Origin of the sequence: Streptomyces rapamycinicus NRRL 5491, from assembly GCF_024298965.1 — a bacterium.
In the GTDB taxonomy this organism is placed as follows: Bacteria; Actinomycetota; Actinomycetes; order Streptomycetales; family Streptomycetaceae; genus Streptomyces; species Streptomyces rapamycinicus.
The window spans coordinates 9,606,287-9,629,918 of sequence record NZ_CP085193.1 but is presented as its reverse complement, the minus strand read 5'-3'; the positions used below and the strand labels follow the sequence as shown (position 1 = coordinate 9,629,918).

The 23,632-nt window shown below is 68.0% G+C and carries 20 protein-coding genes and 9 pseudogenes; 20 read left to right on the top strand and 9 right to left on the bottom strand.

Annotated features, from left to right (window positions below):
- The first annotated feature begins 13 nt into the window (after positions 1-13).
- The 6 genes and pseudogenes from LIV37_RS40415 to LIV37_RS40390 form a co-directional block, all read left to right on the top strand.
- Complete coding sequence (locus LIV37_RS40415) at positions 14-877, top strand: fumarylacetoacetate hydrolase family protein (protein WP_020872828.1); 864 nt, start codon at positions 14-16, stop codon at positions 875-877.
- The gene (locus LIV37_RS40410; protein ID WP_020872827.1) at positions 874-1,806 is read left to right on the top strand and encodes an ornithine cyclodeaminase family protein; all 933 of its coding nucleotides are present in this window, start codon (positions 874-876) and stop codon (positions 1,804-1,806) included. The genes LIV37_RS40415 and LIV37_RS40410 overlap by 4 nt, the downstream gene beginning before the upstream one ends.
- Positions 1,807-1,823: 17 nt before the next feature.
- A complete protein-coding gene (locus LIV37_RS40405; RefSeq protein ID WP_020872826.1) occupies positions 1,824-2,984 on the top strand; it encodes a cupin domain-containing protein in 1,161 nt (386 codons plus the stop codon).
- A 36-nt stretch (positions 2,985-3,020) separates the two neighbouring features.
- Positions 3,021-3,935, top strand: a complete 915-nt coding sequence (dapA, locus tag LIV37_RS40400; protein WP_020872825.1) for a 4-hydroxy-tetrahydrodipicolinate synthase — start codon at positions 3,021-3,023, stop codon at positions 3,933-3,935.
- Positions 3,936-4,099: 164 nt separating this feature from the next.
- Positions 4,100-4,999, top strand: coding sequence for a helix-turn-helix transcriptional regulator (locus LIV37_RS40395; RefSeq protein ID WP_121823936.1), 900 nt, complete (start codon positions 4,100-4,102; stop codon positions 4,997-4,999).
- A 671-nt stretch (positions 5,000-5,670) separates the two neighbouring features.
- Positions 5,671-6,108, top strand: a pseudogene (locus LIV37_RS40390) (transposase); the annotation flags it as partial.
- A gap of 164 nt (positions 6,109-6,272) precedes the next feature.
- Here the strand turns inward: LIV37_RS40390 and LIV37_RS40385 are convergent.
- Positions 6,273-6,893: a TetR/AcrR family transcriptional regulator gene (locus LIV37_RS40385; RefSeq protein WP_121823937.1), complete on the bottom strand. Its 621-nt coding sequence runs from the start codon at positions 6,891-6,893 to the stop codon at positions 6,273-6,275.
- Positions 6,894-6,938: 45 nt separating this feature from the next.
- Between LIV37_RS40385 and LIV37_RS40380 the strand changes: the two genes are divergently transcribed.
- Both LIV37_RS40380 and LIV37_RS52745 read left to right on the top strand, forming a co-directional pair.
- On the top strand, positions 6,939-7,895 hold the full coding sequence (locus LIV37_RS40380; RefSeq protein WP_020872821.1) for an NADP-dependent oxidoreductase: 957 nt from the start codon (positions 6,939-6,941) through the stop codon (positions 7,893-7,895).
- Between the two features lie 176 nt (positions 7,896-8,071).
- Positions 8,072-9,234, top strand: a pseudogene (locus tag LIV37_RS52745) (type IV secretion protein Rhs); the annotation flags it as partial.
- On the opposite strand, the pseudogene LIV37_RS52740 reads toward LIV37_RS52745, so the two are convergent.
- Positions 9,122-9,934 (bottom strand): annotated as a pseudogene (locus LIV37_RS52740) (transposase). The pseudogenes LIV37_RS52745 and LIV37_RS52740 overlap by 113 nt on opposite strands.
- A 77-nt stretch (positions 9,935-10,011) precedes the next feature.
- Entirely contained in the window at positions 10,012-10,608 is a 597-nt protein-coding gene (locus LIV37_RS40365; protein ID WP_121823938.1) for a TetR/AcrR family transcriptional regulator, read from the bottom strand.
- 116 nt (positions 10,609-10,724) lie between these two features.
- Between LIV37_RS40365 and LIV37_RS40360 the strand changes: the two genes are divergently transcribed.
- From LIV37_RS40360 to LIV37_RS40350, 3 genes are read left to right on the top strand one after another with little or no spacing between them, the layout of a single operon-like run.
- Entirely contained in the window at positions 10,725-11,168 is a 444-nt protein-coding gene (locus LIV37_RS40360) for a hypothetical protein (protein ID WP_020872818.1), read from the top strand.
- Positions 11,169-11,218: 50 nt separating this feature from the next.
- Positions 11,219-11,431, top strand: coding sequence for a hypothetical protein (locus tag LIV37_RS40355; RefSeq protein WP_243146071.1), 213 nt, complete (start codon positions 11,219-11,221; stop codon positions 11,429-11,431).
- A 19-nt stretch (positions 11,432-11,450) separates the two neighbouring features.
- The gene (locus LIV37_RS40350) at positions 11,451-12,170 is read left to right on the top strand and encodes an SDR family NAD(P)-dependent oxidoreductase (protein ID WP_020872816.1); all 720 of its coding nucleotides are present in this window, start codon (positions 11,451-11,453) and stop codon (positions 12,168-12,170) included.
- A gap of 495 nt (positions 12,171-12,665) precedes the next feature.
- Here the strand turns inward: LIV37_RS40350 and LIV37_RS40340 are convergent, their stop codons facing one another.
- A complete protein-coding gene (locus LIV37_RS40340) occupies positions 12,666-13,562 on the bottom strand; it encodes a helix-turn-helix transcriptional regulator (RefSeq protein WP_020872815.1) in 897 nt (298 codons plus the stop codon).
- A 110-nt stretch (positions 13,563-13,672) separates the two neighbouring features.
- Here LIV37_RS40340 and LIV37_RS52220 point away from each other — a divergent pair.
- The 6 genes and pseudogenes from LIV37_RS52220 to LIV37_RS40315 all read left to right on the top strand — a co-directional run.
- Positions 13,673-14,185: pseudogene (locus LIV37_RS52220) on the top strand (DsbA family protein); the annotation flags it as partial.
- Between the two features lie 174 nt (positions 14,186-14,359).
- Positions 14,360-15,121, top strand: a complete 762-nt coding sequence (locus LIV37_RS52215; RefSeq protein ID WP_121824995.1) for a nuclear transport factor 2 family protein — start codon at positions 14,360-14,362, stop codon at positions 15,119-15,121.
- Positions 15,122-15,151: 30 nt separating this feature from the next.
- Positions 15,152-15,474, top strand: a pseudogene (locus LIV37_RS40330) (MoaF-related domain-containing protein).
- A gap of 30 nt (positions 15,475-15,504) precedes the next feature.
- Complete coding sequence (locus LIV37_RS40325; RefSeq protein WP_020872811.1) at positions 15,505-16,440, top strand: protein-ADP-ribose hydrolase; 936 nt, start codon at positions 15,505-15,507, stop codon at positions 16,438-16,440.
- Positions 16,441-16,762: 322 nt separating this feature from the next.
- Positions 16,763-17,326: an SIR2 family NAD-dependent protein deacylase gene (locus LIV37_RS40320; RefSeq protein ID WP_020872810.1), complete on the top strand. Its 564-nt coding sequence runs from the start codon at positions 16,763-16,765 to the stop codon at positions 17,324-17,326.
- Positions 17,323-17,703, top strand: coding sequence for a nuclear transport factor 2 family protein (locus LIV37_RS40315; protein WP_020872809.1), 381 nt, complete (start codon positions 17,323-17,325; stop codon positions 17,701-17,703). Before LIV37_RS40320 ends, LIV37_RS40315 begins: the two co-directional genes overlap by 4 nt.
- A gap of 85 nt (positions 17,704-17,788) precedes the next feature.
- On the opposite strand, the pseudogene LIV37_RS40310 reads toward LIV37_RS40315, so the two are convergent.
- Positions 17,789-18,504, bottom strand: a pseudogene (locus LIV37_RS40310) (integrase core domain-containing protein); the annotation flags it as partial.
- 265 nt (positions 18,505-18,769) lie between these two features.
- On the opposite strand from LIV37_RS40310, the pseudogene LIV37_RS40305 reads away from it, so the two are divergent.
- Positions 18,770-19,522, top strand: a pseudogene (locus tag LIV37_RS40305) (SDR family NAD(P)-dependent oxidoreductase); the annotation flags it as partial.
- A 225-nt stretch (positions 19,523-19,747) separates the two neighbouring features.
- Here LIV37_RS40305 and LIV37_RS40300 read toward each other — a convergent pair.
- The 3 genes and pseudogenes from LIV37_RS40300 to LIV37_RS40290 all read right to left on the bottom strand — a co-directional run.
- Positions 19,748-20,350: pseudogene (locus LIV37_RS40300) on the bottom strand (LysR family transcriptional regulator); the annotation flags it as partial.
- A 305-nt stretch (positions 20,351-20,655) separates the two neighbouring features.
- Positions 20,656-21,222 (bottom strand): annotated as a pseudogene (locus tag LIV37_RS40295) (integrase core domain-containing protein); the annotation flags it as partial.
- Between the two features lie 146 nt (positions 21,223-21,368).
- The gene (locus tag LIV37_RS40290; RefSeq protein WP_020872804.1) at positions 21,369-21,596 is read right to left on the bottom strand and encodes a hypothetical protein; all 228 of its coding nucleotides are present in this window, start codon (positions 21,594-21,596) and stop codon (positions 21,369-21,371) included.
- 277 nt (positions 21,597-21,873) lie between these two features.
- Between LIV37_RS40290 and LIV37_RS40285 the strand changes: the two genes are divergently transcribed.
- Together LIV37_RS40285 and LIV37_RS40280 are read left to right on the top strand one after the other, a co-directional pair.
- Positions 21,874-22,479, top strand: coding sequence for a dihydrofolate reductase family protein (locus LIV37_RS40285; protein ID WP_020872803.1), 606 nt, complete (start codon positions 21,874-21,876; stop codon positions 22,477-22,479).
- A gap of 141 nt (positions 22,480-22,620) precedes the next feature.
- Positions 22,621-22,782 carry a hypothetical protein gene (locus LIV37_RS40280; protein ID WP_158634849.1) on the top strand — a complete coding sequence of 54 codons (162 nt, stop codon included), beginning with the start codon at positions 22,621-22,623 and terminating at the stop codon, positions 22,780-22,782.
- Between the two features lie 205 nt (positions 22,783-22,987).
- Here the strand turns inward: LIV37_RS40280 and LIV37_RS40275 are convergent, their stop codons facing one another.
- A complete protein-coding gene (locus tag LIV37_RS40275; RefSeq protein WP_158634850.1) occupies positions 22,988-23,629 on the bottom strand; it encodes a hypothetical protein in 642 nt (213 codons plus the stop codon).
- Positions 23,630-23,632 lie beyond the last annotated feature (3 nt).

The window sequence follows — 23,632 nt, the reverse complement described above, 5'->3', positions numbered from 1 at the left end:
AGGAGCACACCCGATGAAGCTGGCGCGCTTCCACACACCACCTGACGGATCCGGGGCGTCGTTCGGTGTGGTCGACGGAGACGAAGTGGTTGACCTAGGGCACCGCATGGCCTCCTTCGAGGCGATGCTGACCGAGCTCCACAACGCCACGCCACGCCCCGACGACCCGCGCTGGCCCGTCAGCACCGTCACATGGCAGCCCCCCATCGGGACGCACGCCAAGGTCGTGTGCGTCGGGTACAACTACCCGTCCCACGCCGTGGAGTCCCAGGAGGCGCCGCGCGAGTGGCCCACCCTGTTCACCCGTTTCCCCGACTCCTTCGTCGGCGCGGGACGTTCGGTGGTCCGGCCGTACGACACGGATTCCCTGGACTGGGAGGGCGAAGTGGCCTTCGTGGTCGGTCACCCGGCGCGCCGGGTGACCGCCGACCGCGCGGACCGGCATATCGCGGGCTTCACCTGCATGGCGGAGAACAGTGTGCGGGACTGGCAGTTGCACACACGGCAAGCGACCGCGGGCAAGAACTGGTACGCCAGTGGCTCCTGCGGGCCCTGGCTCGTCACCCCCGACGAACTGGGGGACGGCCCGCTGCGGGTGACCACCCGGCTCAACGACACGGTCGTGCAGGACGACTCGACCCACCGGCTGGCCTTCTCCTTCGGCGAACTGCTCGCATACATCAGTGCCTTCACCCCACTGCGACCCGGCGACGTCATCGCCACCGGGACCCCCCAGGGCATCGGCCACCGGCAAGATCCCCCCCGGTATCTGCGCCCGGGAGACGAGCTCGAAGTCGAAGTGTCGGGTGTCGGCGTGCTCCGGAACCCGGTCACCGACGAGGCACGCTCCCTGAACCCCGCGGAGGTACACCGATGAGCCCCTACCAGTGGAGCGACCGGGACGTCGAAGCTCGCGCCGACCTTCCGTCCGTCATCGACGCCGTACAAGGTGTCCTGGAACACGAGGCGACGGGTGCCGCCTGGAACATCGACAAGACCATGGCCACCTGGTCGCCCATGAGCAGCGCCCACGCGCTGGGCGCGATCGACACCGAGGAACAACTCGTCGTCTTCAAGACCTGGGTCAACACCCCGGCCGGAGCGACTGCCGTCCTCACCGCCTTTTCCGCCGCCGACGGCAGTCTGCGGGCCTCGCTGCAAGCCGGGGTGGCCGGTGCCCTGCGTACCGCCTCGGTCTCGGGACTCGCCACCCGCTGGATGAGCCACCCGGACGCCGATGAACTCGCCGTCCTGGGCACGGGGCGCCAGGCCCTGCGCCAGGTGGCCGCGGTCGCCGCGGTCCGGAAACTGCGCAGGGTCCGCGTCTGGAGCCGTACCCCCGAGCGAGCAGTGGGCTTCGCCGCCCAGGTGCAAACGGACCTCGGACTCGCCGCTGAAGCGTTCCCCACGGTTGAGGCGGCGTCCCAGGATGCTCCCATCGTCACGCTGATCACCCGTGCCACTGACCCGTTCTTCGCCCTTGACGCCCTGGCCGAAGGAGCCCACCTCAACGCGGTCGGCGCGATCCTTCCCGCCAACGCGGAGTTCGACGCGGCTCTGTTGGCGTCCTCAGCACTCACCGTGGTCGACAGTGTCTCCAACGCGCGACGAGGCTCGCGCGAACTGGGCGAATTCTTCGGCGACGACTGGACTTCGGTCCACCGGCTCGCCGATCTGGTCACCGGCAAGGTGGCCCGCCCCGAGCAGCCACGCTGCACCGTCTTCAAGGGCATGGGCATGGGACTGTCCGACCTTTCGGTCGCCGCACTGCTGCTCCGCGGCGCCCGACCTTCTCCACAGAAATAGACCAAGGAGCCGTTACCGTGAGCGTCACCTCTTCCCCCTCAGACATCGACGCCCTCCCCGCCGCACGGGATGTGCACGCCCGGTTCGTGGACATCAGCGGACAGGAGCCCGAGCCGATCCGGTCCTGGGCGCCCGTGAAGATCTCCCGGGCCCGGATCGAGGCGGAGATCGAGCGCCTCGCCTCGCTCCCCCGGCCGGCAAACGGCCGTCGATCCACTCTCATCGTGCATCCGGACGCCGTGGGCCTCGGCCCGGGACTCGCTCCCGGCGTTGACGTCACCATCGACGTGCTCAAGCCGGGCGAGCGGACCACACCACTGCGGCGCAACACGGGGCAGGTCGAGATCGGTATCAGCGGCCGCGGCGTTGTCCACGTCGTCGGCAGGTCCACGCGCATGGAGCGCTGGGACGTGTGCAGTATCCCCTCGATGAAGGGCCATTACTTCGAGAACGACGGCGACGAACTCTGGGTTCGGTTGAGCTACTCCAATGCTCCGCTCCTGGCCAAGCTCGGAGTTCTCTACAGTGAGCCGCTCACCGACGAGCAGATGACCGCAGGCCCCAGTGTCCCGCCTTCCGCCGACCGCAGGTCCGAGCGCTACATCCGCGAAACCGCCCCCGACATCGAGCTCAACGACTCCGGCGCCCGGCTGCGGGGCTACGAATACCTCGTGGACATCGAGGTTGTCGAGAACAATCCGCTGCACTGGGCCTGGAACGAGGTCCGCGAGCACCTGTCCTGGGAGGAGGGCGACGGCAAGCGGACGATCATGGCGCTGTACAACCCGGCGACCGAACGCCGCAACGGGGCCACCCACACCTTCTTCGTGACCGCCTCCTCGATGCCGCCCGGCGTCGCGGCACAGCCGTTGCGCCGCGGCCACCGGCACAGCTCCGTCGCCATCAATTATCACTTCCTCGGCTCCGGCAAGAGCGTCGTCGAAGGACACGTCGTCGACTGGAGCGCCGGCGACCTGCTGCTGTCGGCCCCCGGCTGGAGCGAGCACGACCACTACCACGGCCCCGACGGCTTCGGTGTCTTCACCGTCCAGGACCACCCCCTGCACATCGGCATGGAATCGCTGATCTGGCAGGAGAAGATGTCCGGCCCCATCCTCGCCCTCGGTTCCGAAGCCGGCCAGACCGGATATGTCGGCCCCCGTACGACAGGCGCCTGAGGTGCGCGAACGAGCACACGACGAGGTGAGGACCTCATGAAGTTCCGTAGCGATCCGACGCAGATCAAGGGTTCCGTGGCTCCCGTCATCACGCCTTTCACCAGCGACGGCGCCCTGGACCTGCCATCCCTGCGGGGTCTGGTCCGCCGACAGCTGGAGGCCGGCTCACACGGCATTTCGATCGGCGGTTCCACAGGAGAACCGGGAGCCCAGTCCGTCGCGGAGCGGATCGAGGCCATCAAGGCAGTCGCCGAAGAAGTCGCCGACGCGGTGCCGTTCCTCCCCGGCACGGGCTCCGCCAAGCTCGATGAAACCGTGGAGATCACCGCTGCCGCCGAGGCCGCGGGCGCCGACGCCGTCCTGATCATCACCCCCTACTACGCACGCCCCACCCAGGAGGGGCTGTATCAGTGGTATGCGACGATCGCCCGTGAGTTCCCCGACCTGCCACTGATCATCTACAACGTGCCGTCGCGCACCGCGGTCGACATCGCTCCTGACACCGTCAACAGGCTCCACCGCGACTTCGGCAACATCGTTGGCATCAAGGAGACCACCAAGGACTTCGAACACTTCTCGCGGGTTCTGCACAAGACGGGCACCGGCTTTCTGGTGTGGTCAGGGATCGAGCTGCTCGGTCTTCCCCTCCTCGCTCTCGGTGGCCGCGGCTTCATCAGTGCGGTGTCCAATCTGGCTCCGGCCGCCGTGGCCCGCATGTATGAATCGTGGGAAGCCGGCGATCATGCCACGGCGCGCGAACTGCACTACGGTCTGCACCCTCTGGTGGATCTGCTGTTCGTCGAAACCAACCCGGCTCCTTTGAAGTACGTCCTCCATCAGAGGGGCCTCATCTCCTCGGCACATGTCCGGGAGCCGCTCACCCCGCTGACCCCGCAAGGAACCCTGCGCGTCGAGGAACTGCTCAGCGAGGGCTCCGGTCTCCTTGCCTGACATACACGTGCGGATGCTCTCCGAGCTGTGACGATTCGACGACTCACGTCGTCGACGTCGGTTTCCCGCACAAGCGGGTGTCTGCCGCACCGGGCAGACACCCGCCGGTCGGCCGGTCGGGGGGCGCACCCTGCCCCCCCTTCGCCAGGATCTGAGAGCACCGGATGGGAGACGTTGGATACGTGGATCGCAATGAACTCGCACGATGCTTGCGGGACTGGCGGGATCGCCTCACTCCCGCAAGCATCGGACTCCCCGCAAGCAGCCTGCGGCGCGCGCCCGGCCTGCGCCGCGAAGAAGTCGCACACCTCGCCGGACTGTCAGTGGACTACCTCGCCCGCCTTGAGCAGGGGCGCGCCGGCAACCCGTCTCCCTCAGTGCTGGAGGCTCTGGCACGGGCATTGCGACTGACCGATGACGAGAACACGCACCTGTTCCATCTGGCCGGCCACGCGGATCCGCGTATCAGTGGCATGAACCGGCACATGACCCCAGGTGTCCACCGGATCATCGACCGGCTCGCGGATACACCCGTCATCGTCCTGGACGAGGCCTGGCAGCTCGTCGCCGCCAATCCGCTGGCCACCGCGCTGCTCGGCGACATGCTCGGTGAACCGGCACGCCAACGCAACCTCCTGTGGCGGCACTTCACCGACCTGCCGTCCCGGGTCGTCGCCACCCCGGAGGAGGACGCCGCCTTCGAGCGGGCAGCCGTCGCGGATCTGCGCGCCGCGGCTGGACGCCATCCGGACGACAGGCCGCTGCAGGCTCTCATCACCGACCTGCGCAAGGTGAGCCCCCGCTTCGACCAACGCTGGCAGTCCGCCGCTGTCGCACGCCACATGGCGACGCGCAAGACGATCCTCCACCCACAGGTCGGGCCGATGACCCTGGACTGCGACGTCCTCACCGTCGAGGGCAGCGACCTGCGTGTCGTGGTCTACACCGCCGAGCCAGGATCATCCGACGCCCGAACGCTGACGCTGCTCAACACCATCGGCACGCAGACCTTCACCACGCCCACAGCGTTGCGTGAGCCGTCCACAGACGATGCCGCGCCATAGCAGCTGCGGCCCTTCTTCGTCTGAGAGGAACCGGCTTTTACGTCTCTCAAATATGCACCGGCTCGAACCTGGCCGATGTGGGCCGGAGGCGATGCGCACCTGGACCCCCGCGTTGAGCGGGGCCGGGGAACTCCTGGGCAGGTCTGAGCTTGCCTGCCGGGAGGCCGTGCTGAAGATCTGCGGCGTAGGTACGGCGATATATGTTCCGATCAGGCTGCTGAGCTGGGTGTTCCCTGCGGACCGTGAGGCGGCCGGGGTGGCCTCGAGCAGTACTCGTCGAGCAGTCCACCGAGTACCCGGCGGCGCATGACCGTGGCTGCGGGCAGGGGGATGACGTTCGGGTCGTCGTCTGGGGCGTATCCATCGTTCCGCGTAGGCGTTGGACCGCGGGCTTTGTGGCGGAGTCGGGATGACGGCTGTGCCGTTGCCGACGAAGTGCATGAAGTTGCAGGCGAGCAGCGTGTGGGCCTGGGAACGGAGGAAGGAGCGCCGGGTCTGCTGGGAGGCTCGCTGCGGTGCGGGCGGTAGACCGGAGGGGCGTAGAACACGCCGGATCGTGGCGGCGGCAACCCGATAGCCGAGCCGTCGAAGCTCACCTTGGATTCTCACGTATCCCCAGGTGGGACCCAGCAAGAGGAGGCAGCCCAGGAGTCGGCAGAAGATCAGGTAGAGCAGTCGTCCCGAAGTCGGCGCAGCCCGCGGCAAAGAACGCGATCGCGGACATCTACAACGCGGAGGACAAAGACCAGGCCAGCACCGCGATCAAGGTGTTCGCCCAGCAGTACGGCGCGAAGTTCCCCAAAGCCGTTGTGAAGCTCGTCGACGACGAAGACGTGCTGCTGGCGTTCTACGACTACCCGGCCGAACACTGGATCCACCTGCGGACCACGAGTCCGATCGAGTCCACCTTCGTCACGGTGCGGCTGCGCACCAAGGTCACTCGCGGAGCCGGCTCCCGTTCGGCTGCCTTGGCGATGACGTTCAAGCTCATCGAGTCCGCCCAGGAACGCTGGCGCGCCGTCAACGAACCCCACCTGGTCGCCCTCGTGCGGGCCGGAGCCCGATTCCCGCGCGGGGAGTTCATCGAGCGCGAGGTGAGCGCAGCATGACGGACCACGCGCGACGCCCGCTGTTGTTCCGCGATGTCGACGGGCCACTTCTTCCGTTCAGCCAGGCTTCGTGCGCACCAGCAAGACACTCACCCCAGGTCACTGACCTGGGGTTTTGTTTTTCTCGACTTCAGGACTCACCTCGGCGGTCGTGCGGCTGTTCCTCAAGGACGATTTCGCGGTCGAAGGCCGTCGAGGAGGATGTCGAGAAGCCGATCAGCGGTGACGGTGCGGCCGGGCTGGTGTGCGACGGTGAAGATTCCGATCAGGCTTGCCGCGATCTCCTCGGCGGTGACGTCGGGTCGGAGGTCTCCCGCGGCGCGGCCTGCGTCGAGGATCGACGAGATCGCGTTCAGGAGCTCGTCCCTCGTTCGGGCGTGGCCGACGGTGCCGGATTCGATCACCGTCAGTAGCGTGTCGAGCATGCCGTTCTTCGTCGCGATCCAGTCGCCGAACAGGTCCATCCAGCGCCGCATCGCGACGGCCGGAGCCAGGTCGGCGAGCAATTCCTGGGCGCCGTTCGTGAGGCGGACGACTTGGTCGCGGTAGACCGCCTCCACCAGGGATTCGCGGGTCGGGAAGTGGCGGTAGAGCGTCCCGATGCCGACGCCGGCCTCGCGGGCGATGGCGCGCATCGACGTCTCCGCGTCGGTCGACGCGAACACCCGCGTCGCGATCTCAAGCAGCTGGTCACGGTTGCGGGCGGCGTCGGCCCGCTTCGCCCGCGGCTCTGGATTAGGCAAACGGATCACGCTCCGGTTATCGTGGTTCGGGAAACGGAGCATAGTCCGATTCTGGGCGGCGCCGCTCACACCAGGGGACGAGGCAGCATGCAGCAGCACAACGACGGACTTCGAAACGGCACGAGCAGGGCGGTCCGGCTCGAGTCGTTCGGCGGCCCAGAGGCACTCACCGTCCAGGACGTGTCCGAACCCCAGGCGGGTGACGGCCAGATCCGTGTGCAAGTCACAGCAGCCAGCCTGAACCCGATGGACTGGTTCATGACCGCGGACGCCGAGACCGCGGCACGGTTCGGCCTGAGCCTGCCCGCCGGGTTCGGGACCGACTACGCGGGAGTCGTCGACCAGGTCGGTGCGGGCGTGAGCGGTTACGCGGTCGGCAACCGCGTGTTCGGGGCGGCCCTATCCCGAGCGGTCGCCGACTTCGTCGTGGTCGACGCCGACGGGAACATCGCGAGCGGCGTCGCGCACCACACCCCGGACGACATCGATGACCGCACCGCCGCCACGCTCTCGATCGCGGGCAGCACCGCTGCCGCAGCTCTGGCCGTCCTCGACCTCGGCCCGGACGACACGGTGCTGGTCGGCGGCGCGGGCGGCGGGGTCGGTGTGTTCGCGGTCCAGCTGGCGCGGATCGCGGGCGCACGCGTCATCGGGACCGGCTCGCCGTCGACAGCGGAGCATCTGCGAAGCCTCGGCGCCGAACCGGTCGCGTACGGCGACGGCCTGACCGGCAGGGTCCGCGACCTCGACGCGGGCCCCGTCACCGCGGCACTGGACCTCCACGGGACGGACACGGTGCACGTCGCCCGCGAACTAGGCCTCCCGGATGGCCGCATCTGCACCATCGCGGCCGTGGTCGACGGGGTGCCAGCCGCCAACGGCGCGAACGCCGCGCCCGATGCCCTGGATAACATCGCGGCCCTAGTCGCAGCCGGCCGCCTGCGTGTGCCCATCGCCGCGACCTTCCCCGTCGAAGACATCCGCGCTGCCGTCGAACTCCAGGCGGCCCGACACGTCCGCGGCAAGGTCGTGATCGACCTCTAGAGACACCCCGAACCGCTGCGTTCAGCGCTGCCGCCGAACTAGGCCTTGCCATAGTAGAGCTCTGACATGAGGTCAGGTCATGGTGGTCCAGACCAGTTTGCATGGCAGCGCTGCCATCCGGCCACCGACCTCGGGGTCTCGCCGCGCCAGGTCCGAGCTTTGATCCACAGGATTTGACAATTGCTCTCGCCCCGCTGCCGGCGGGCGGCCGAGAGCTCGCTCTGACAGCGATCACCGACCGCACCGGCGAAGGCGACCGCACCGACGTCACCTACGACCCACAAGGCGCCCCCACGGGGATCGTCCACTCCGGTGGCTATCACATCGCGGTCGACACCGATCCAAAACTGCTGCGGATCACGGCCCTGCGCCTGCTGCACGGCGAAGACCATGAGCACAGCACCACTCTGATCTCCTTCGGCTACAACACGGCCGGGGACCTGGCCGAGGTCATCAACTCCACTGGCAAGGCGCTGCGGTACCAGTACGACGACGAACACCGCGTCACATCATGGACGGACCGCAACGGCACTACCTATGCCTATGTCTACGACCACCGAGGCCGTGTGCTGCGCGGCATCGGCCCGGACGGCATCCTCTCCGGCCGCCTGCACTACGACGCGCAGGCCCGGACCACGCGCTACACCGACTCGCAGGGCAACACCACCACCTACGTCTGCGACGAGGCCTACAAGGTCATCGCCGAGACCGACCCGCTGCCACCACCTGCCTCTGAAGACCCGGGAGTCGGGTGGAGCAATCTGGCGCTACACCTACAACGACAGGGGCGCACGCGCCTCCACCACCGACCCCACTGGCGCCACCACCCACTACGCCCACAATGCCTCCGGTCACCTCACCTCCGTCACAGACGCCCTGGGCCACACCACCGAGGTCACCCCGAACGCAGCCGCTCTTCCGGTCGCAGTCATCGATCCCCTCGGCCACACCACTCACTGCCTGGCGCGAAGGCCCGGACGGCTCCCGCGAAGTGTGGCAATGGGACACCGAAGGCAACCTCGCCCGCCACACCGACCAGGCCGGACACACCACCAGCTACACCCACACCCACTTCGACCTGCCAGCCACCCGCACCGACCCCGACATTGCCACCTACGCCTTCACCTACGACACTGAATTGCGCCTCACCGCCGTCACCAACCCCCAAGGCCGACAGTGGCACTACGAGTACGACGCAGCAGGCCGCCTCGTCGCCGAAACCGACTTCAACGGCGCCCAACGCACCTACGAACGTGACGCGGCGGGCCGCCTGACCGCCCATACAAACTCGTTCGGCGAAACACAGCGCTACACGCTCGACACCGCCGGGCGCATCCTCTTAGCTGTGGGTCGTCTGCTCGCCGGTGGTCTCGTCGAGCTGCGACGTTGGAGAGCCAGCCGCGCCGCAGGAGCGGCCAGATCCCTTCGACGGGGTTGAGGTCGGGTGCGTAGGGCGGCAGGTAGTAGATGGTCAGCCAGTCCCGTGCTGCGGCGAACTCGCGCGGGTCGGCGGCTTTGTGGACGCCCAAGGTTGTCCCAGACGAGCACGATCGGGCCGCCGAGCTGCTGATGGGCAGCGATGAGCAGGTCGCGGTGGTCGCGCCAGGAGAAGCTCTTGCGGCCGTCGCGATGGCCGTCGTCGCGGCGAGGCCGGTAGATCAGCCTCGAGCGGTGTCCTGGTTTGTAGCAGGTCAGCGCGGCGATGGAGACACGTCTGCGAGAACGGCCGCGGACCCGCACCACCGGGGTGCGGCCACGTGGTGACCAGGTCTTCGCTTGCGGCGGCGTCATGGAGTCGGCTTCGTCCTCGAAGACGAGCCATGCTCCACGGGCCGCCGCGAGCCTTCCGCGCAGGGCCCGAGGATCGCTCGCCTCCCATGCCTGCCGCCAGCGCTGGACCGACCGGAGCTGACACGCAGGCCCTCGGCGATCGCCGAGCTGCCCTCACCCTGGACGAAGCGCTCCGCGGCCTGGCTCCGTAACTCCTCGCGGAACTGGCGTCGTTCGGCGGTCAGCCCGCCACCCTGTGGATACCGCATACATCGGCCATATACGCAAAGGGTCGGCACCCCAACAGCCCCCATGACACTGCGGAGTTCAACCTCAGTAGCAGGTCTTATGTGAGCAGGGGGAGGAAGATCGTGTCGACGATCTCCTGGATGGCGTGCGCAGACATTGGCGCCAGGTCCATGAGCACTTCGTGTCGGAGCAGGTCAAAGGGCAGCCGCACGATTCGCGGAGTCAGCTTCGAACCATCGATCTCTCCTCGCTCGACGGCGCGCTGCACGACGGACTCGATCAGCGCCCACCTCTCATCGATCAGGGACGCACGCAGCTCAGCGGGCTTTGTTCCCGTCTCTTCGAAGTAGGCGGCCAACTGTGCGGTCATGGCGACAGCGAACACAGTGAACGCCCCGTTGAGCTGTTCGAGCAGCCCGATCGTGTCATCGCGCAGGGATCCGGTGCCGGGATCGGTGAGCGAGAACTTATCGCTGGCACGGCCGATGGCATCACGGACCAGCATGGCCTTGGTCGCCCAGTGACGGTTGACGACCGGGCGACTGGTGCCGGCGCGGTCCGCTACCGCGGCGAAGGTGAGGCCCGCGTAGCCGCTTTCCATCAGCTCTTCCCAGGCCGCATCAAGTAGAGCGGCCTGCAGTTCTACGCCGCGCCGACGGCGGCGGGGGGCGGGGCCCGGGCTTGCAAGGTGCATGAGTGCATCTTGTTGTGGATTTGGGCGGGCAGCAAACGGGCTGGCGCATTCCGTGTACACAGCTGGGCTGTCGCCGCAGCTGCATTGACCGCCTCCTGCCATGAAGGGAACCACACGTGAACACCCACACCGAAGCACCGCAGTCCCCCCTCGTGACCGTCGATGTACACACCATGGGCCGCACCTTCGACGAGACCGAAGTCGACCGGTGGGAGCTCAAGGCCGCACGCCGGGCCTTGAGGAACCTGAAGAGCGTGGCAGGCGGCCAGGTGATGATGGACCTGCTCGCCGGGCAGATCGACGCCGGCGACCGCTATCACAAGGAACTCGTCGCGGCCTCGGGCGGCACCTTCCGCGAGTCGAGCACCGAGTTCACCGTCCGCGGGCTCAGCGGCACCGACCTGGCCGACTGGTTCGCCGCGCAAGCCGGCACCGGCCGCTTCCAGGACAAGTCACTGCTCGTCAACGCCCACCCCGAGCACTACGTCGAACCGCCCACCTACACCGGCGGCATGGTGGAGACGATCGGCGGCCACCTCACCCGGTTCAAGTCTCGGTAGCGCGCGAACTGCCCGCCACCGTCAGCGCCTTCCTCGACACGTCCTACCCGGTGACGCTGATGAACGCCCTGCTCAGCCTGGACGACGGTACTCCCTTCGCGTACTGCCTGCACCGGGCGCGGGACACCGGGACCGGCGCGAACGTGGTGGTACGCGTCGTCTATCCGTCGGCCGCCCCGGACTCGATGATCGAGGGACACTGCGAGCACCTGGCGATCGAATTCCGCAACTGGATCCGTAACGCGGCCGCCGCGGCGCGCTGACCCGGCGAAGGCCACGCCCATGGATTTCAAGGGAAAGAACGCACTGGTCACCGGCGCCGGTGCAATCGGTGGGCTGGGGTACGCGGTGGCGCGGGTCCTCGCCTCCGGCGGTGCTGATGTCACGGTCACCGGACGGGACCCGCGGCGCGGCGCCCAGGCCGTTGAGAATCTCGGCGGGCGAATCCGCTTCCTGCCGGCTGATCTGAGCGAGGTCGAGGACGTGCGGCGGCTCGCCGACGCGGCCGGCCCCGTCAACATCCTTATCAACAACGCCGCGGTCCTGCTCGGCGCGACGCAGGAACTCGCCGCCTTCGACGAGGCGTTCGCTGTCAACGTGCGGGCTCCCTTCGCGCTCACCACGGTGCTGGCACCGCGGATGGCCGCGAACGGGGGCGGCAGCATCGTCAACATCTCCTCCACCGCCGCAGGCATCGGCATGCCCGCCATGGCCGTCTACGGCGCGACCAAGGCGGCGCTGGAGTCCCTGACCCGCGCCTGGGCCGCCGAGTTCGCCCAGGCGAACGTCCGCGTCAACGCCGTCTCGCCGGGGCCGATGCGCTCGGCGAAGGCGGTCGAGTCGCTCGGCCAAGATGTCGGTGGATACGGCGACACGGTGCCGCTGGCCCGGGTGGCCGACCCGGCCGAAGTCGCCGAGGTGGTCGCCTTCCTGGCCAGTGACCTGGCCAGCTTCACGACCGGGGCGATCGTCGCCGCCGACGGCGGCCGTTCCGCAATCTGACCCGGCTCCCCTGCCCCACATGAGCCGAGCAGCAGCCCCATCGCAAACAGGCCTCCATCCTCCAGTTGAGCCTGGCGGCGGGCCAAGCGGGTGTGACCGTCGACGGCGGACGGATCCAGTCGAACCCGCAGGGCAGCCGCCAGGTCGGCCCGGCCATCCGATCACACCGTCCGCGGAGTCATTGTCGCTGGTCAAACGCCCCATCCGGCCTGCACAGAGCTGCGACGGGATGATCGTGTCGCTCCTGTACCAGGTGACTCGACGCCTCCTCGCCGTCCCGACAGTGCCTCTGCAGCGGGGCACCTCGAAGGAGGCCGAACTTCTCGTCCTGCGCCATGAAAACGCCGTGCTACGACGCCAACTACAATGCCCGTGCCGACGCAGTCCAGGGCGAGATACTCAACGAGTTCCCGCTATGCCGCCTGAAGTGCGGCGATGAAGTGCGGCGATGAATATTCGAGCCCCACAAGGTGTCTACGGCGGGGCGGACGACTCTCACCTCGGGGTGTGCCCGCGGACCGTGCCGCGGAAGGCAATCGGGGTCTGTCCGGTGCGCTGGTGGAAGTACTTGCTGAAGTGAGTGGCGCTGGAGAAGCCGAGGCGGTCGGCGATTCGGGCGGCTGTCTGATCGCTGTGAGCCAGGAGCCGCTTGGCTTCGAGGACGACGCGGCGGTCGATGAACTCCTTGGCGCCGAGCCCGGCGGAGGCAAGGGTGGCGCGGGAGAGGGTGCGGGCCGAGTAGCCGAGTGCGTCGGCGTAGTCCTCGACCCGGCGGGTGCGGGCGAAGTCCTTTTCCACCGCGTCGCGGAAGCGCAGGTAGGTGGCGTCGGGCTCGGGGACGGGGCTGCCGAGGGGGGCGGTGAGGTGGGCCAGTCGCAGGACGAGGACGGCCAGCAGGTGGCGCAGGGCCGCGGTGTGGATCTCCAGGGGCAGGTGTCCGAGTGCGTCGAACTCGGCGGCGAGATGGTCGACGGCGAGTCGCAGGGCCTGGGCGTCCTCGGACAGGGGCCGACGCAGGATCGGCGCGTGCGGGTCTTCCATGCGGGCGCCGGCACTGGTGGCCGGGTCGAGGAAGTCCTGGCGGAACAGAATCACGGTGCCCTCTGCGTGGGTGAGGTCGCCCCACTGCTGAACCTGGCCGGGGCGAACCCACAGCCATGAGCCGGGGTCGAGGGCGTAGGCGGTGAAGTCGACCGTGTGCCACAGGGTTCCGCTGGTCACGGTGATCAGGTGATGGAAGTCCGGGCGCTGGGGGACCGTGAGCCGCGCGCCTGGTACGCGGTGGCACAGGTCGGCGAGGGACAGCACTTCGACACCGGCGGGGGTGCCGGCGGGCGCCGCGAAGGAGACCGCCGGGATCCCCGGGTCGGAATCATGTCGGTTTTTGACCATCACTAGTCGCCAGGGTATCCGATTCAGCCTGTTCAACAACCATAGCTTTGAGATGTCGGCGCCCTCCGACATCGATCGATGTCGGAAAGCAGTAAGGGAGGAGGAGGGTGATGCCTTCGGCGGAACAAGCCTCGTTGACGTATGCGTTCGACGCGTACTGTGCCTGGTGCTACGGCTTCGGCCCCACCGTGCGGGCCTTCGCCGAGGACAACGCGCACCGCATCCGGCTCAGCGTCGTGTCGGCCGGCCTCTACACCGGTGCCCGGGCGCTGCCGGTGGCGGCCTATCCGCACCTGTCGGCCGAACGCGGCCGCATCACGCAGTTGACGGGGGCCGCCTTCGGCGTGGGCTACGAGCATGCGCTGTCGCGGGGGACGACCGTGCTCGACTCCGCTGCCGCGGCGGCGGGGCTGGCCGCGCTGCGCGACCAGCCCGGAGTCAGCGAACTGGACGCGGCCGAGGCCATGCAGCGGGCGTGGTTCGTCGACGGCCGCGGCCTGTCCGACGTGGACGTCTACCGGGACATAGCCGACGAGCTCGGACTGGACGCGGACGCCGTCACCTCGGCGTACAGCGCCCCGGGCGGCCGGGTGGAGGCTCGCGCCGCCTTCCGGGCGCTGTGCCTCCTTCGCGTCACCTCCTCCCCGGCGCTGTTGCTGCACACCGCACACGGTGCCGACCAGATGGGCGGCGCGGCCTCCAGGGTCGCTTCCCTGACCGCCGCCCTCGACCAGCGCCTGCCTGCGGGCCATCCCCCAGGCCTCCATCCACAAGCTGTCCTCGCGAGGAGAACCATCATGAGCAACGCCAAGAACACCGTTCTGACCGCAGCCGGTGAGCTGTTCGGCCAGAAGGACCCGAGCGCGGTGGACCGCTGGGTCGCTGCCGGCTACACCCAGCACAGCGCGCTGGCCGCCGACGGCCCCGAGGCCCTGCGTCAGCTTGTCGCCGGCCTGCCGGACGGCTTCCGGTACGAGGGTGCCCGGGTGATCGCCGACGGCGGCCTGGTCGCCCTGCACGGCACGTACCACGGCTTCGGCCCGGACCCGCTGGTCGCCTTCGACATCTTCCGCGTCGATGCCGACGGCAGGCTCGCCGAGCACTGGGACGCCCTGACCCCTCTCGTACGGGAGACGGCGTCGGGCCGCTCGCAGACCGATGGCCCCTCCCAGGTCACCGCGCCCGAGGAGACCGAGGCCAACCGGGCCCTGGTCTCCGGGTTCGCGCAGAAGGTCCTGGTCGGCGCCGACTACTCGGCGCTCACCGACTACATCTCCACCGAGACCTACCACCAGCACAACCCGGAGGCCGCCGACGGCCTCGACGGCTTCGGCGCCGCCGCCGCGCAGTGGGCGGAGCAGGGCAAGAACCTCGTCTACAAGACCGTCCACAAGGTCATCGCCGAGGGCGAGTTCGTGCTGCTCCAGTCCGAGGGCGAGTTCGGTGTCCCCGTGGCGTACTACGACCTCTTCCGCGTCCAGGGCGGCAAGATCGTCGAGCACTGGGACGTCGTCGCCCCGATCCCGGCCGAACTGCCCCACGACAACGGCCTGTTCTGAGGCTTCGCGGCACCTGCAAGGAGCAATGCAGTGAGTGGGCTCACCTGCGCCGGGAAGACGTTCGTCTTCCGCGTCGACAACGGCGTCGCCTTCCGGTACACCTGCACGGCCGACGGCACCAGCCTGCGCTACGAGACCCTTCAGGGCCCGGCCAAGGGCACCGAGGAGACCGTCACCCTCCACACCGCCGAGGTGGCCCCGGCCTGTTCACGCTCAGCTGGGTCGGAGCCTCCGGCATGACGATCACCCACCTCATGAACCTCAATACCTGGACTGTCCACGCCGTCTGGACCTATGAGACGGGCGACGGCCGCGTCGCCGAACTCCATACCGGAACCCTCGAACCCGCCTGAAGGCTGCCCTCACACGCCCGGAGGACCACCGTGTACGCGACCGCGCTGCCGCTCGCCGCCTACAGCGCCGCCATCGCTCTCGACGAGCCTTTCCGGTTCGACGTCGGTCATGTCCCAGGGGATCGGCCCGCCGACCTGGCCCGCGAGGCGCTCGGACTGCTGGGCGACGACCCGGTGGCCGTGAGGGCCGGGCTGCGCCCCGGTGCAGCGGACCGGCTCGACGATGCCGCCGCCCGGCAGCTCCTGCGCGCCGTGTTGACGGTCCGGGAGCCAGGCCCGCTGTCCACCGGCACCGCCCGCGTACTCGACGCGTTTCTGGTCGGCGAACGCCTGGCACGCGACACCGTCGACGCCACCTCTCTGCCCACCGTCCGCGACACGATTCCCCACACCACATACCGGGCCGACGACCGGACGGCGCTGTGGCAGGGCGACATCACCACCCTCGGCGCGGACGCCGTCGTGAACGCCGCCAACAGTGCCCTGCTCGGCTGCTTCGCCCCGATGCACCCGTGCATCGACAACGCCGTCCACGCCGCCGCCGGCCCCCGCCTGCGTGCCGACTGCCACACGATCATGTCTCTGCAGGGGCACCCGGAACCGACCGGCACGGCCAAGATCACCCGGGGCTACCACCTGCCCGCCCGCTACGTCCTGCACACCGTCGGTCCGATCGTCGACGGCCCCGTGCTCACGCTCCACCAGCGGGCACTGGCGTCCGCCTACCGTGCCTGCCTCGACCTCGCCGCCGAAGTGGACGGCATACGCAGCGTCGCGTTCTGCGGCATCAGCACCGGCGTCTTCGGCTACCCCAGGACACCGGCCGCCCGCATCGCCCTGGACACCGTGGCCGACTGGCTCGACCTCCACCCGGAACGGTTCGACCGCGTGATCTACAACGTCTATACGGACGACGACCTCGCCGCCTATCGCCACGCCCTGACCGAAGGAACCCGGCCCCGATGAACCACCCCGCTTTCGAAGTGGCAGCCGCCGCCGACACGATACGCACCTGGCTCACCGAGGCCGACCGTGTCCTGATCACCGCCGGGGCCGGACTCAGCGCCGCCGCGGATACGACTACGGAGACGAGGACCGCTTCAAGGAGCTCTTCCCTGCCCTGCACCGCCTCGGCCTGCGCTCCCGCTACCTCGTCGGCGTCCCTCTGCCGCCCGCCCTGCTGTGGGGCTACTGGGCCGTCCACATCCACGACATCCGCTTCTCCCCGGACCCCAACCCCCTCTACCAGCGTCTGCGCTCCCTCGTCGGCGACAAGGAACACTGGGTGATGACATCCAACGTGGATGCCCTCTTCGCCCGGGGCGGCTTCGCCCCCGACCGGGTCTTCACACCACAGGGCGACTACGGCCGCTACCAGTGCGCCACCCCCTGCATCCCCAGCACCTGGGACAGCCGCCCCCTCATCACGCGGCTCCTCGCCGCATACGACCCGGCCACCGGTGCCGTAACGGACCCGAGCGCCCTGCCCCGCTGCCCGAACTGCGGCGGGGAGGTCGAGATCAACGTCCGTATCGGCCCAGAGTTCGTCGACACCCCCTACCTCCCGGCGGGCCGTCGCCTCCAGCAGTGGCTGGGAACGGCTCACGTCGACACCCGCCTGCTCATCCTGGAATTCGGCGCCGGGTTCAACACCCCCGGGGTGGTTCGATGGCCCGGTGAACACCTGACCCGCCACTTCCCCCACGCGCGCCTCGTACGCGTCAACTCCACCCACCCCGAAACCCCGGCGGACCTCTCCGGCCGGACTCTGCCCGTCCCGGTCGAGGCCGGCGACCTGCTCGACGCACTCACCCTGCCGCACCTGACACCCGACCCTACGGAGACACCATGAGCGACCCGGAGACCAAGAAGGCCACGGCCAAGGCGTTCTACGACCTGATGTTCAACCAATGCCGCCCCGCCGAGGCCATCAACCGGTACGTCGGCGACACCTACATCCAGCACAATCCCCACGTCGGCGATGGCAAACAGGCGTTCATCGACTACTTCGAGCGCATGGCCGCCGAGTACCCGGGCAAGCGGGTGGAGGTCAAGCGAGCCTTCGCCGAGGGCGACCACGTGATCCTGCACTGCCACCAGACCTGGCCCGCCGAGGAGTACGCCGGCATCGACATCTTCCGTTTCGACGCGGCCGGCAAGATCGTCGAACACTGGGACGTCCTCCAGCTCATCCCACCGACCTCCAAGAACGACAACACCATGTTCTGACCGATGAGGATCGGATCATCATCACTCCTGGTCAAACGGCATATCTGTACTCGTTGATCACAGCGTCGAGGACGCGGGTGCGCAGGAGCGAGTCCATGCGCGCGCCCAGGTCAGTGGCGAGATTGCAGGCTCGCTGGGTGGCCCAGGCAGCCGTCGGGTGTGCGGTGACGCCGGCGATGTGCAGGCGGCGCGTGCCGTGCTTGAGGAAGACCAGCGCATAGACCCGGCGGAGATTCACCAGATCGATGTGCAGGAAGTCGCAGAAACGATGATGCTGTCGGCCTTCATCGTGAGGAACTCACGCCATGTCGGTCCGGCTCTGCGAGGCGCAGGGCCTACGCCGGCAGTGGCCAAGATCTCCCAGACTGTGGAACCGACCCGATGCCCGAGCTGAGCCAGCTCGCCTTGGATCCGGCGGCAACCCCATCGCGGATTCTCGCGGGCCTTCCGCAGTACGAACTCCCTGATCGCCTTCGCCGGCCGTGGTCGGCCAGGCCTGCTCCGACGCCTGCTGTAGTCCCAGCCGCATGTGACGAGCCTTCGGTGCCACGCGAGCAAAGTCCCTGGAGTCACCGGGAAGACCTGCGCCCATCGCCGCCGGGGTATCAGGGAGGACAGCGCGGCGAACCACAGTCGGTCCACCGGCTCGTAGCGCACCGGACGCGCGAGATGTCTGCGCAGCACCGCGTTCTCGTGTCGGAGTACCAGTAGTTCTGCGTCCTTGGCTGCCTGTTGGCGGAGCAGTACAACCGGGACGGATAGCAGCTTCCGCGTTGGCTGATACCTCAGGGAGATGATCACCCGCGGAATCGCCCCAGGCGACCCCGGGTATCACCAGACCCCTACGACCTGCAACGACGCATCGCTGAACGGCACAGGAACAGTCATGCCGGGCCCGTAGGCCAGCGGCCCTCTTGCAGGACCGCGAAGAACATAACTCGGGGGCAACCTGCGGTGGTCCCGGCAACCGGCAAACATGACCGCGCACAGTCGATACCTGCCGGGTACTGCTGTGATGCCGGAGTCGTCATTGTTCCCGCTGGTGAGCGGTGGTGGACTCGGTGTCATGGGTCAACTCGACAACAAGGTCGCGGTCATCAGCGGCGGCAGTTCAGGTATCGGTCTCGCCACGGCGCAGCGGTTCGTCGAAGAAGGTGCGGTGGTGTACGTGACCGGTCGCAGGGAGCAGGAGCTGACGGCCGCCGCGGAGAAGGTGGGTGCGATCGCCGTGCAGGGCGACACGTCGAACCCCGCGGATCTCGACCGGCTGTACGACACCGTGCGCGCCGACGGCCGTCAGATCGACGTTGTGGTGGCCAACGCCGGCACTGCCAAGTTCGCGATGCTCGAAGACGTCACCGACGAGCACTTCGACCTGCACTTCAACACCAACGTCCGGAGCACGCTGAACACGGTCAAGAAGGCTCTTCCGCTGCTCAGCGACGGCGCGTCGATCGTGCTGGTCAGCTCGGTGTCGGGGAGTGGCGGGACGGCGGGGTACAGCGTGTACAACGCGTCGAAGGCCGCGGTCCGCTCGTTCGCTCGGAGCTGGGCGAACGAACTCAAGGGGCGGAAGATCCGGGTCAACGCGCTGTCACCGGGAATCGTGGACACTGCCGGGATCGAGGATGCGCTCGTCGCGGCCGGGCTCGACGAGGCCGGCAGGCGCGAGTGGAAAGCGAACTACGCGTCGGCCGTCCCGCTGGCCCGGTGGGGGCGACCGGAGGAACAGGCGAACGCGATCCTGTTCCTCGCATCGGAGCAGAGCAGCTACATCACCGGCTTTGAACTGGTCGTTGACGGCGGAGCCACCCAGCTAGGCACCTGGTCCTGAGTGGCCCAGGTGCCTGGTTGCCACGTTCCTGGCGGTGTAGACGAATGCGTCGCGCGTCGCGGTAGGGATGTCCGGCCGCCAGGTCAGCACCAGCCAGGTCGGTGGCGCGTCGAGGACGGGAACAGCCACGACGGCGGAGCCGATCCGGTCGGTTGCGCTTGCCGCAGCCGTCACAATCAGTTCGCCCATGGCGACCTGATCGATAATCTCGTCGAGTGTGTTTTCCGGCCACTGCGGACGGAAAAGCGCGTCCTGCGCGATATCGGCAGCCGTCACAGCCGGTTTCGCCGCGAGGAAATGGTCCCGCGGTAGCAACGCGACTGTGTCGTCTTCGGCGAGCTCGGTGAACTCCAACCCGGCAAGACCGCTGTGACCGCACGTCAACGTGAGGTCTGCCGAACCGGTGCGCACGAGGTCGACGTGGTCCTGGGTGAACACCACGTCGACGTCGGCGGCACCGGGCTGGCGGCGGTAGTCCCGCAACATGCCGGCCAGCAGCCCGGACCCGGTGCCCTGCAGCGCGGCCACCACCAGCCGGTGCGGATGAATGCTGCGTTGGGCGCGTGACACCGCGTCGTCCAGTGCGGTCAACGCCTTGCGGCCTTCGGTCAGGAAGACCGCACCGGCCGCGGTGAGACCGACATGACGGCTGGTGCGCTCGAACAACTGCACACCCATCCGGCGTTCCAGCCTGCGGATCGCTCTGGACAACGGTGGCTGGGCGATCCCGAGTCGTTCCGCGGCCCGCCCGAAATGCAGTTCCTCGGCGAGGGCGACGAAGTACTCGAGCTCACGTGCTTCCACTCGGTCCATACCCCCAGAGTAAGGAGTAGTAGCCGTGACGGCGTCCCGGCCTGTGCCCCCGTACACAAGGGAACATCCAGAGAACACACCCCTGGACCCTTCTCCGTGCTAGGCCGAACTGCGGGTCGAGCAACCGATCATCAGGGTTACGAAGTAGCACGGCAAGCTCAGCTCTTGGCTTGTGACGCGGTAGGAGAACAACACTGCGGCGCCGTCGCGATCGCCGGCGCTCGCCGGGTTCACGCAGGCCATGGGGCATCCGGAACTCCAAGAACCACATGATCCTGTGCCGTTCAGAAACGCGTCACCGCTGGTCATGCCACGTACCTGTACTCATTGATCAGGCCACCAAGGACACGGGTCCGGAGCAATCGTCGTGGGGTTTTCAGGTCGGTCAGCGGCGCCGTGTGGTGGTCGGCGAGGGGAGGCAGTTGCTCCCGGGCCTGATGCGGTCGATGTCCGTTGTAGTGTCCGGCGTAGGTGCTGAGAACACGGAGAGCGTGGCGCTCGCTCCAGAGCGCACGCCCGACTCAAGAGCGAGGTTCCGGGCCTGCTGGGCTGTCCACTGTGCGGTCGGATGAGCGGTGACGCCGGCGATGTGGAGGCGGCGTGTGTCGTGCTCGATGAAGACCAGCGCGTAGACCCGGCGAAGATCCACCAGGTCGATGTGCAGGAAGTCGCAGGCAATGATGGCTTCGGCCTGGGATGTCAGGAACTCGCGCCATGTCGGCCCGACGCGGCGGGGAGCCGGGCCGACACCGGCGGCGGTCAAGATCTTCCAGAGCGTGGAGGCGCCGATCCTGTGGCCCAGCCGGGCGAGCTCCCCCCTGGATCCCGCGGCAGCCCCAGCGCCGGATCTCCCGTGCCGGCCGCAGCACCAAGAAGCTTCCTCGTGACCTGATACACCAGTGACACGATCACCTGGACATGGTCCCAGCGCGCCCGCTGATCCCGCCAGACCACCTACGACACGCAACGACGCATTTCTGAACGGCACAGGCTCGAAAAGTCGTCGCGGCAGGTGACGTCAGGGATCCGGTCTCGGCTGGCAGCATGTCCGCATGGCGGTCTCACTGGTGTATGAAGCGCGCTCTCCAGCGAGCTGCTCGCTCATCCGCTCGAGGACCTTCTCGGCGACAGCGGGCTCGTCCCGCTCGGCCCGCACCTCGGCCAACTGCTTGGCCAGCCTTTCTCCGAGTTCGTCCAGTTCCGCGCTCCGCGCGGTGGTCCGCTCCAACAGCTCGGGATCCAGCATGCACCGGATCGTAGGGATCTGGTTGTGGGGCCGTTCGCGGGTGGGGCTGAGCTGGGGCTTTGACAGAACTCAAACCGCCGTGCCCAATCGCGCGAGACCATTCCCCGACTGCGTGCATAGTGCAATCATATGGGCCTCCGGGCCCGCCGAAGCAGTGCCGTCCGTCGGCCTGATCGGCTGCAGCGTCATGGGTTTTCTCGTCACTCCACAGCGCGACCGATGAGTTTGTGGCTCCCGGCCGGTCCAAGCTCGTGACACCCCAGGAAAGGACACCGCCATGTCGGAGCTTCTCGTCGACTTCATCACCTCCCTCGACGGCCACGCATCGGGAGAGGGATGGCCCGGGTTCTGGGGCCTCGAGGGCCCGGAGTACCTCGCATGGCTCGGCGAGCAGCCCGAGGCCACCTATCTGATGGGAGCGAACACCTACCGCCTGATGTCCGGCTTCGCCGCAGGCGAGGTCCCGAATGGCCAAGACGAGTTCAGGCCCGAGGAAGAGGCGTCCGTCGACGAGCTCACGCAAGCGTCCAAGGTGGTGTTCTCCTCCTCACTCGAGGAGCCACTGGCATGGGCCAACTCCACGCTCATCCGCGACGACGCCGTCGAGGCGGTCCGCGCCATGAAGTCGAGTGGCTCGGGACTCCTCAGCACGATCGGCAGCCTCAGCCTGTGCCGGTCCCTGCTACGAGCCGGACTCGTCGACCGCTTCCGGGTCGTGATGTTCCCGGTGATCACCGGGGCCACGGGCGAAGAACGCATCTACGACGGCTATCCGGACGTTGCCCTCGAGATGATCGAGCACCGCACCTTCGACGGCCGCATCCAGCTGGTCGAGTACAAGCCCCGCGTGCTCGAGCACCCGCCGCTCGGCGTCCCCGCATGACATCGCCCCGTCCGCCGGTCTGGACCGCCGCCAGGCCGGCGCCGGCGGGCGCGGAGCAAGACCTGATAGGGGGCGAACGGCCAACGTCAGGACGCCCGATCCAGGTCGTGGCCGCGTGAGGGTGTCGGCATGATGGCCGACATGCCGCCCATCGACGCCGAGGACACCCTCGACGACGAGATGTGCGCCCCGGTCGTCAACGAGGCGACTGGCGAGGTGCGGGTGCTGGCCGATGGCGAGGTGCGGTGCTGGCCGAGCGGTGTGCGACGTTGTGGGTGCCGGAAAATATGTCACCCGAGGTGACCTGCGACTTCGGATCTGCCAGAGCGCTGGAGCTGACGGGTGCTGCGGCATCATGCTGGGTCGTGGCGATACGCCTGATCTATCAGCTCGCGTGTCAGCTCTTCCGATGGCTTGCGCTGCTGGCCCGGTCGAGTGCGGCGAAAGAAGTCGAGATCTTGATGCTCCGGCACCAGCTCGGTGTCGCGCAACGCATCCAGCCACGACCTCAATTTCCTGGAGTGATCGGGCTGTCATGGCAGCGCTGCTCCGGATGGTGAACAAGCAGCAGCGTGCACGGCTGGTGTTGCTGGTCACTCCACGGTCGGTCCTGCGCCGGCACGCACGTCTCGTGGCCCGGAAGTGGACCTATGCACACCGCCGTCCGGGCCGACCACCGACGCCGGAAGCACTGCGGCAGTTGGTCCTGCGCCTCGCGCGGGAGCACCCCGGGTGGGGATATCAACGGATCCGCGGCGAACTGCTCGGCCTGGGACGCAAACTCGGCGCCTGGACCGTCTGGGAGATCTTGCAGAAGGCCGGGATCGACCCCGCACCCCAGCGCACCAACCAGTCCTGGCCCGCCTTCCTCAAAGCCCAGGCCTCCGCCATCATGGCCACCGACCTCTTCCACATCGACACGGTCTTCCTGCGGCGCTGGTTCATGCTGTTCTTCATCGACCACGGCACCCGACACGTGCACATCGCCGGCATCACCCGGCACCCGACCGGCCCCTGGATCACCCAGCAAGCACGGAACCACCTCGTGGACCTCGCTGACCGCGCAGAGTCGATCAGCCTCCTCATCCGGGACCGCGGCACCTACTTCACCGACAGCTTCGACGCCGTCTTCCAGGCGATCGGCGTGCACGTC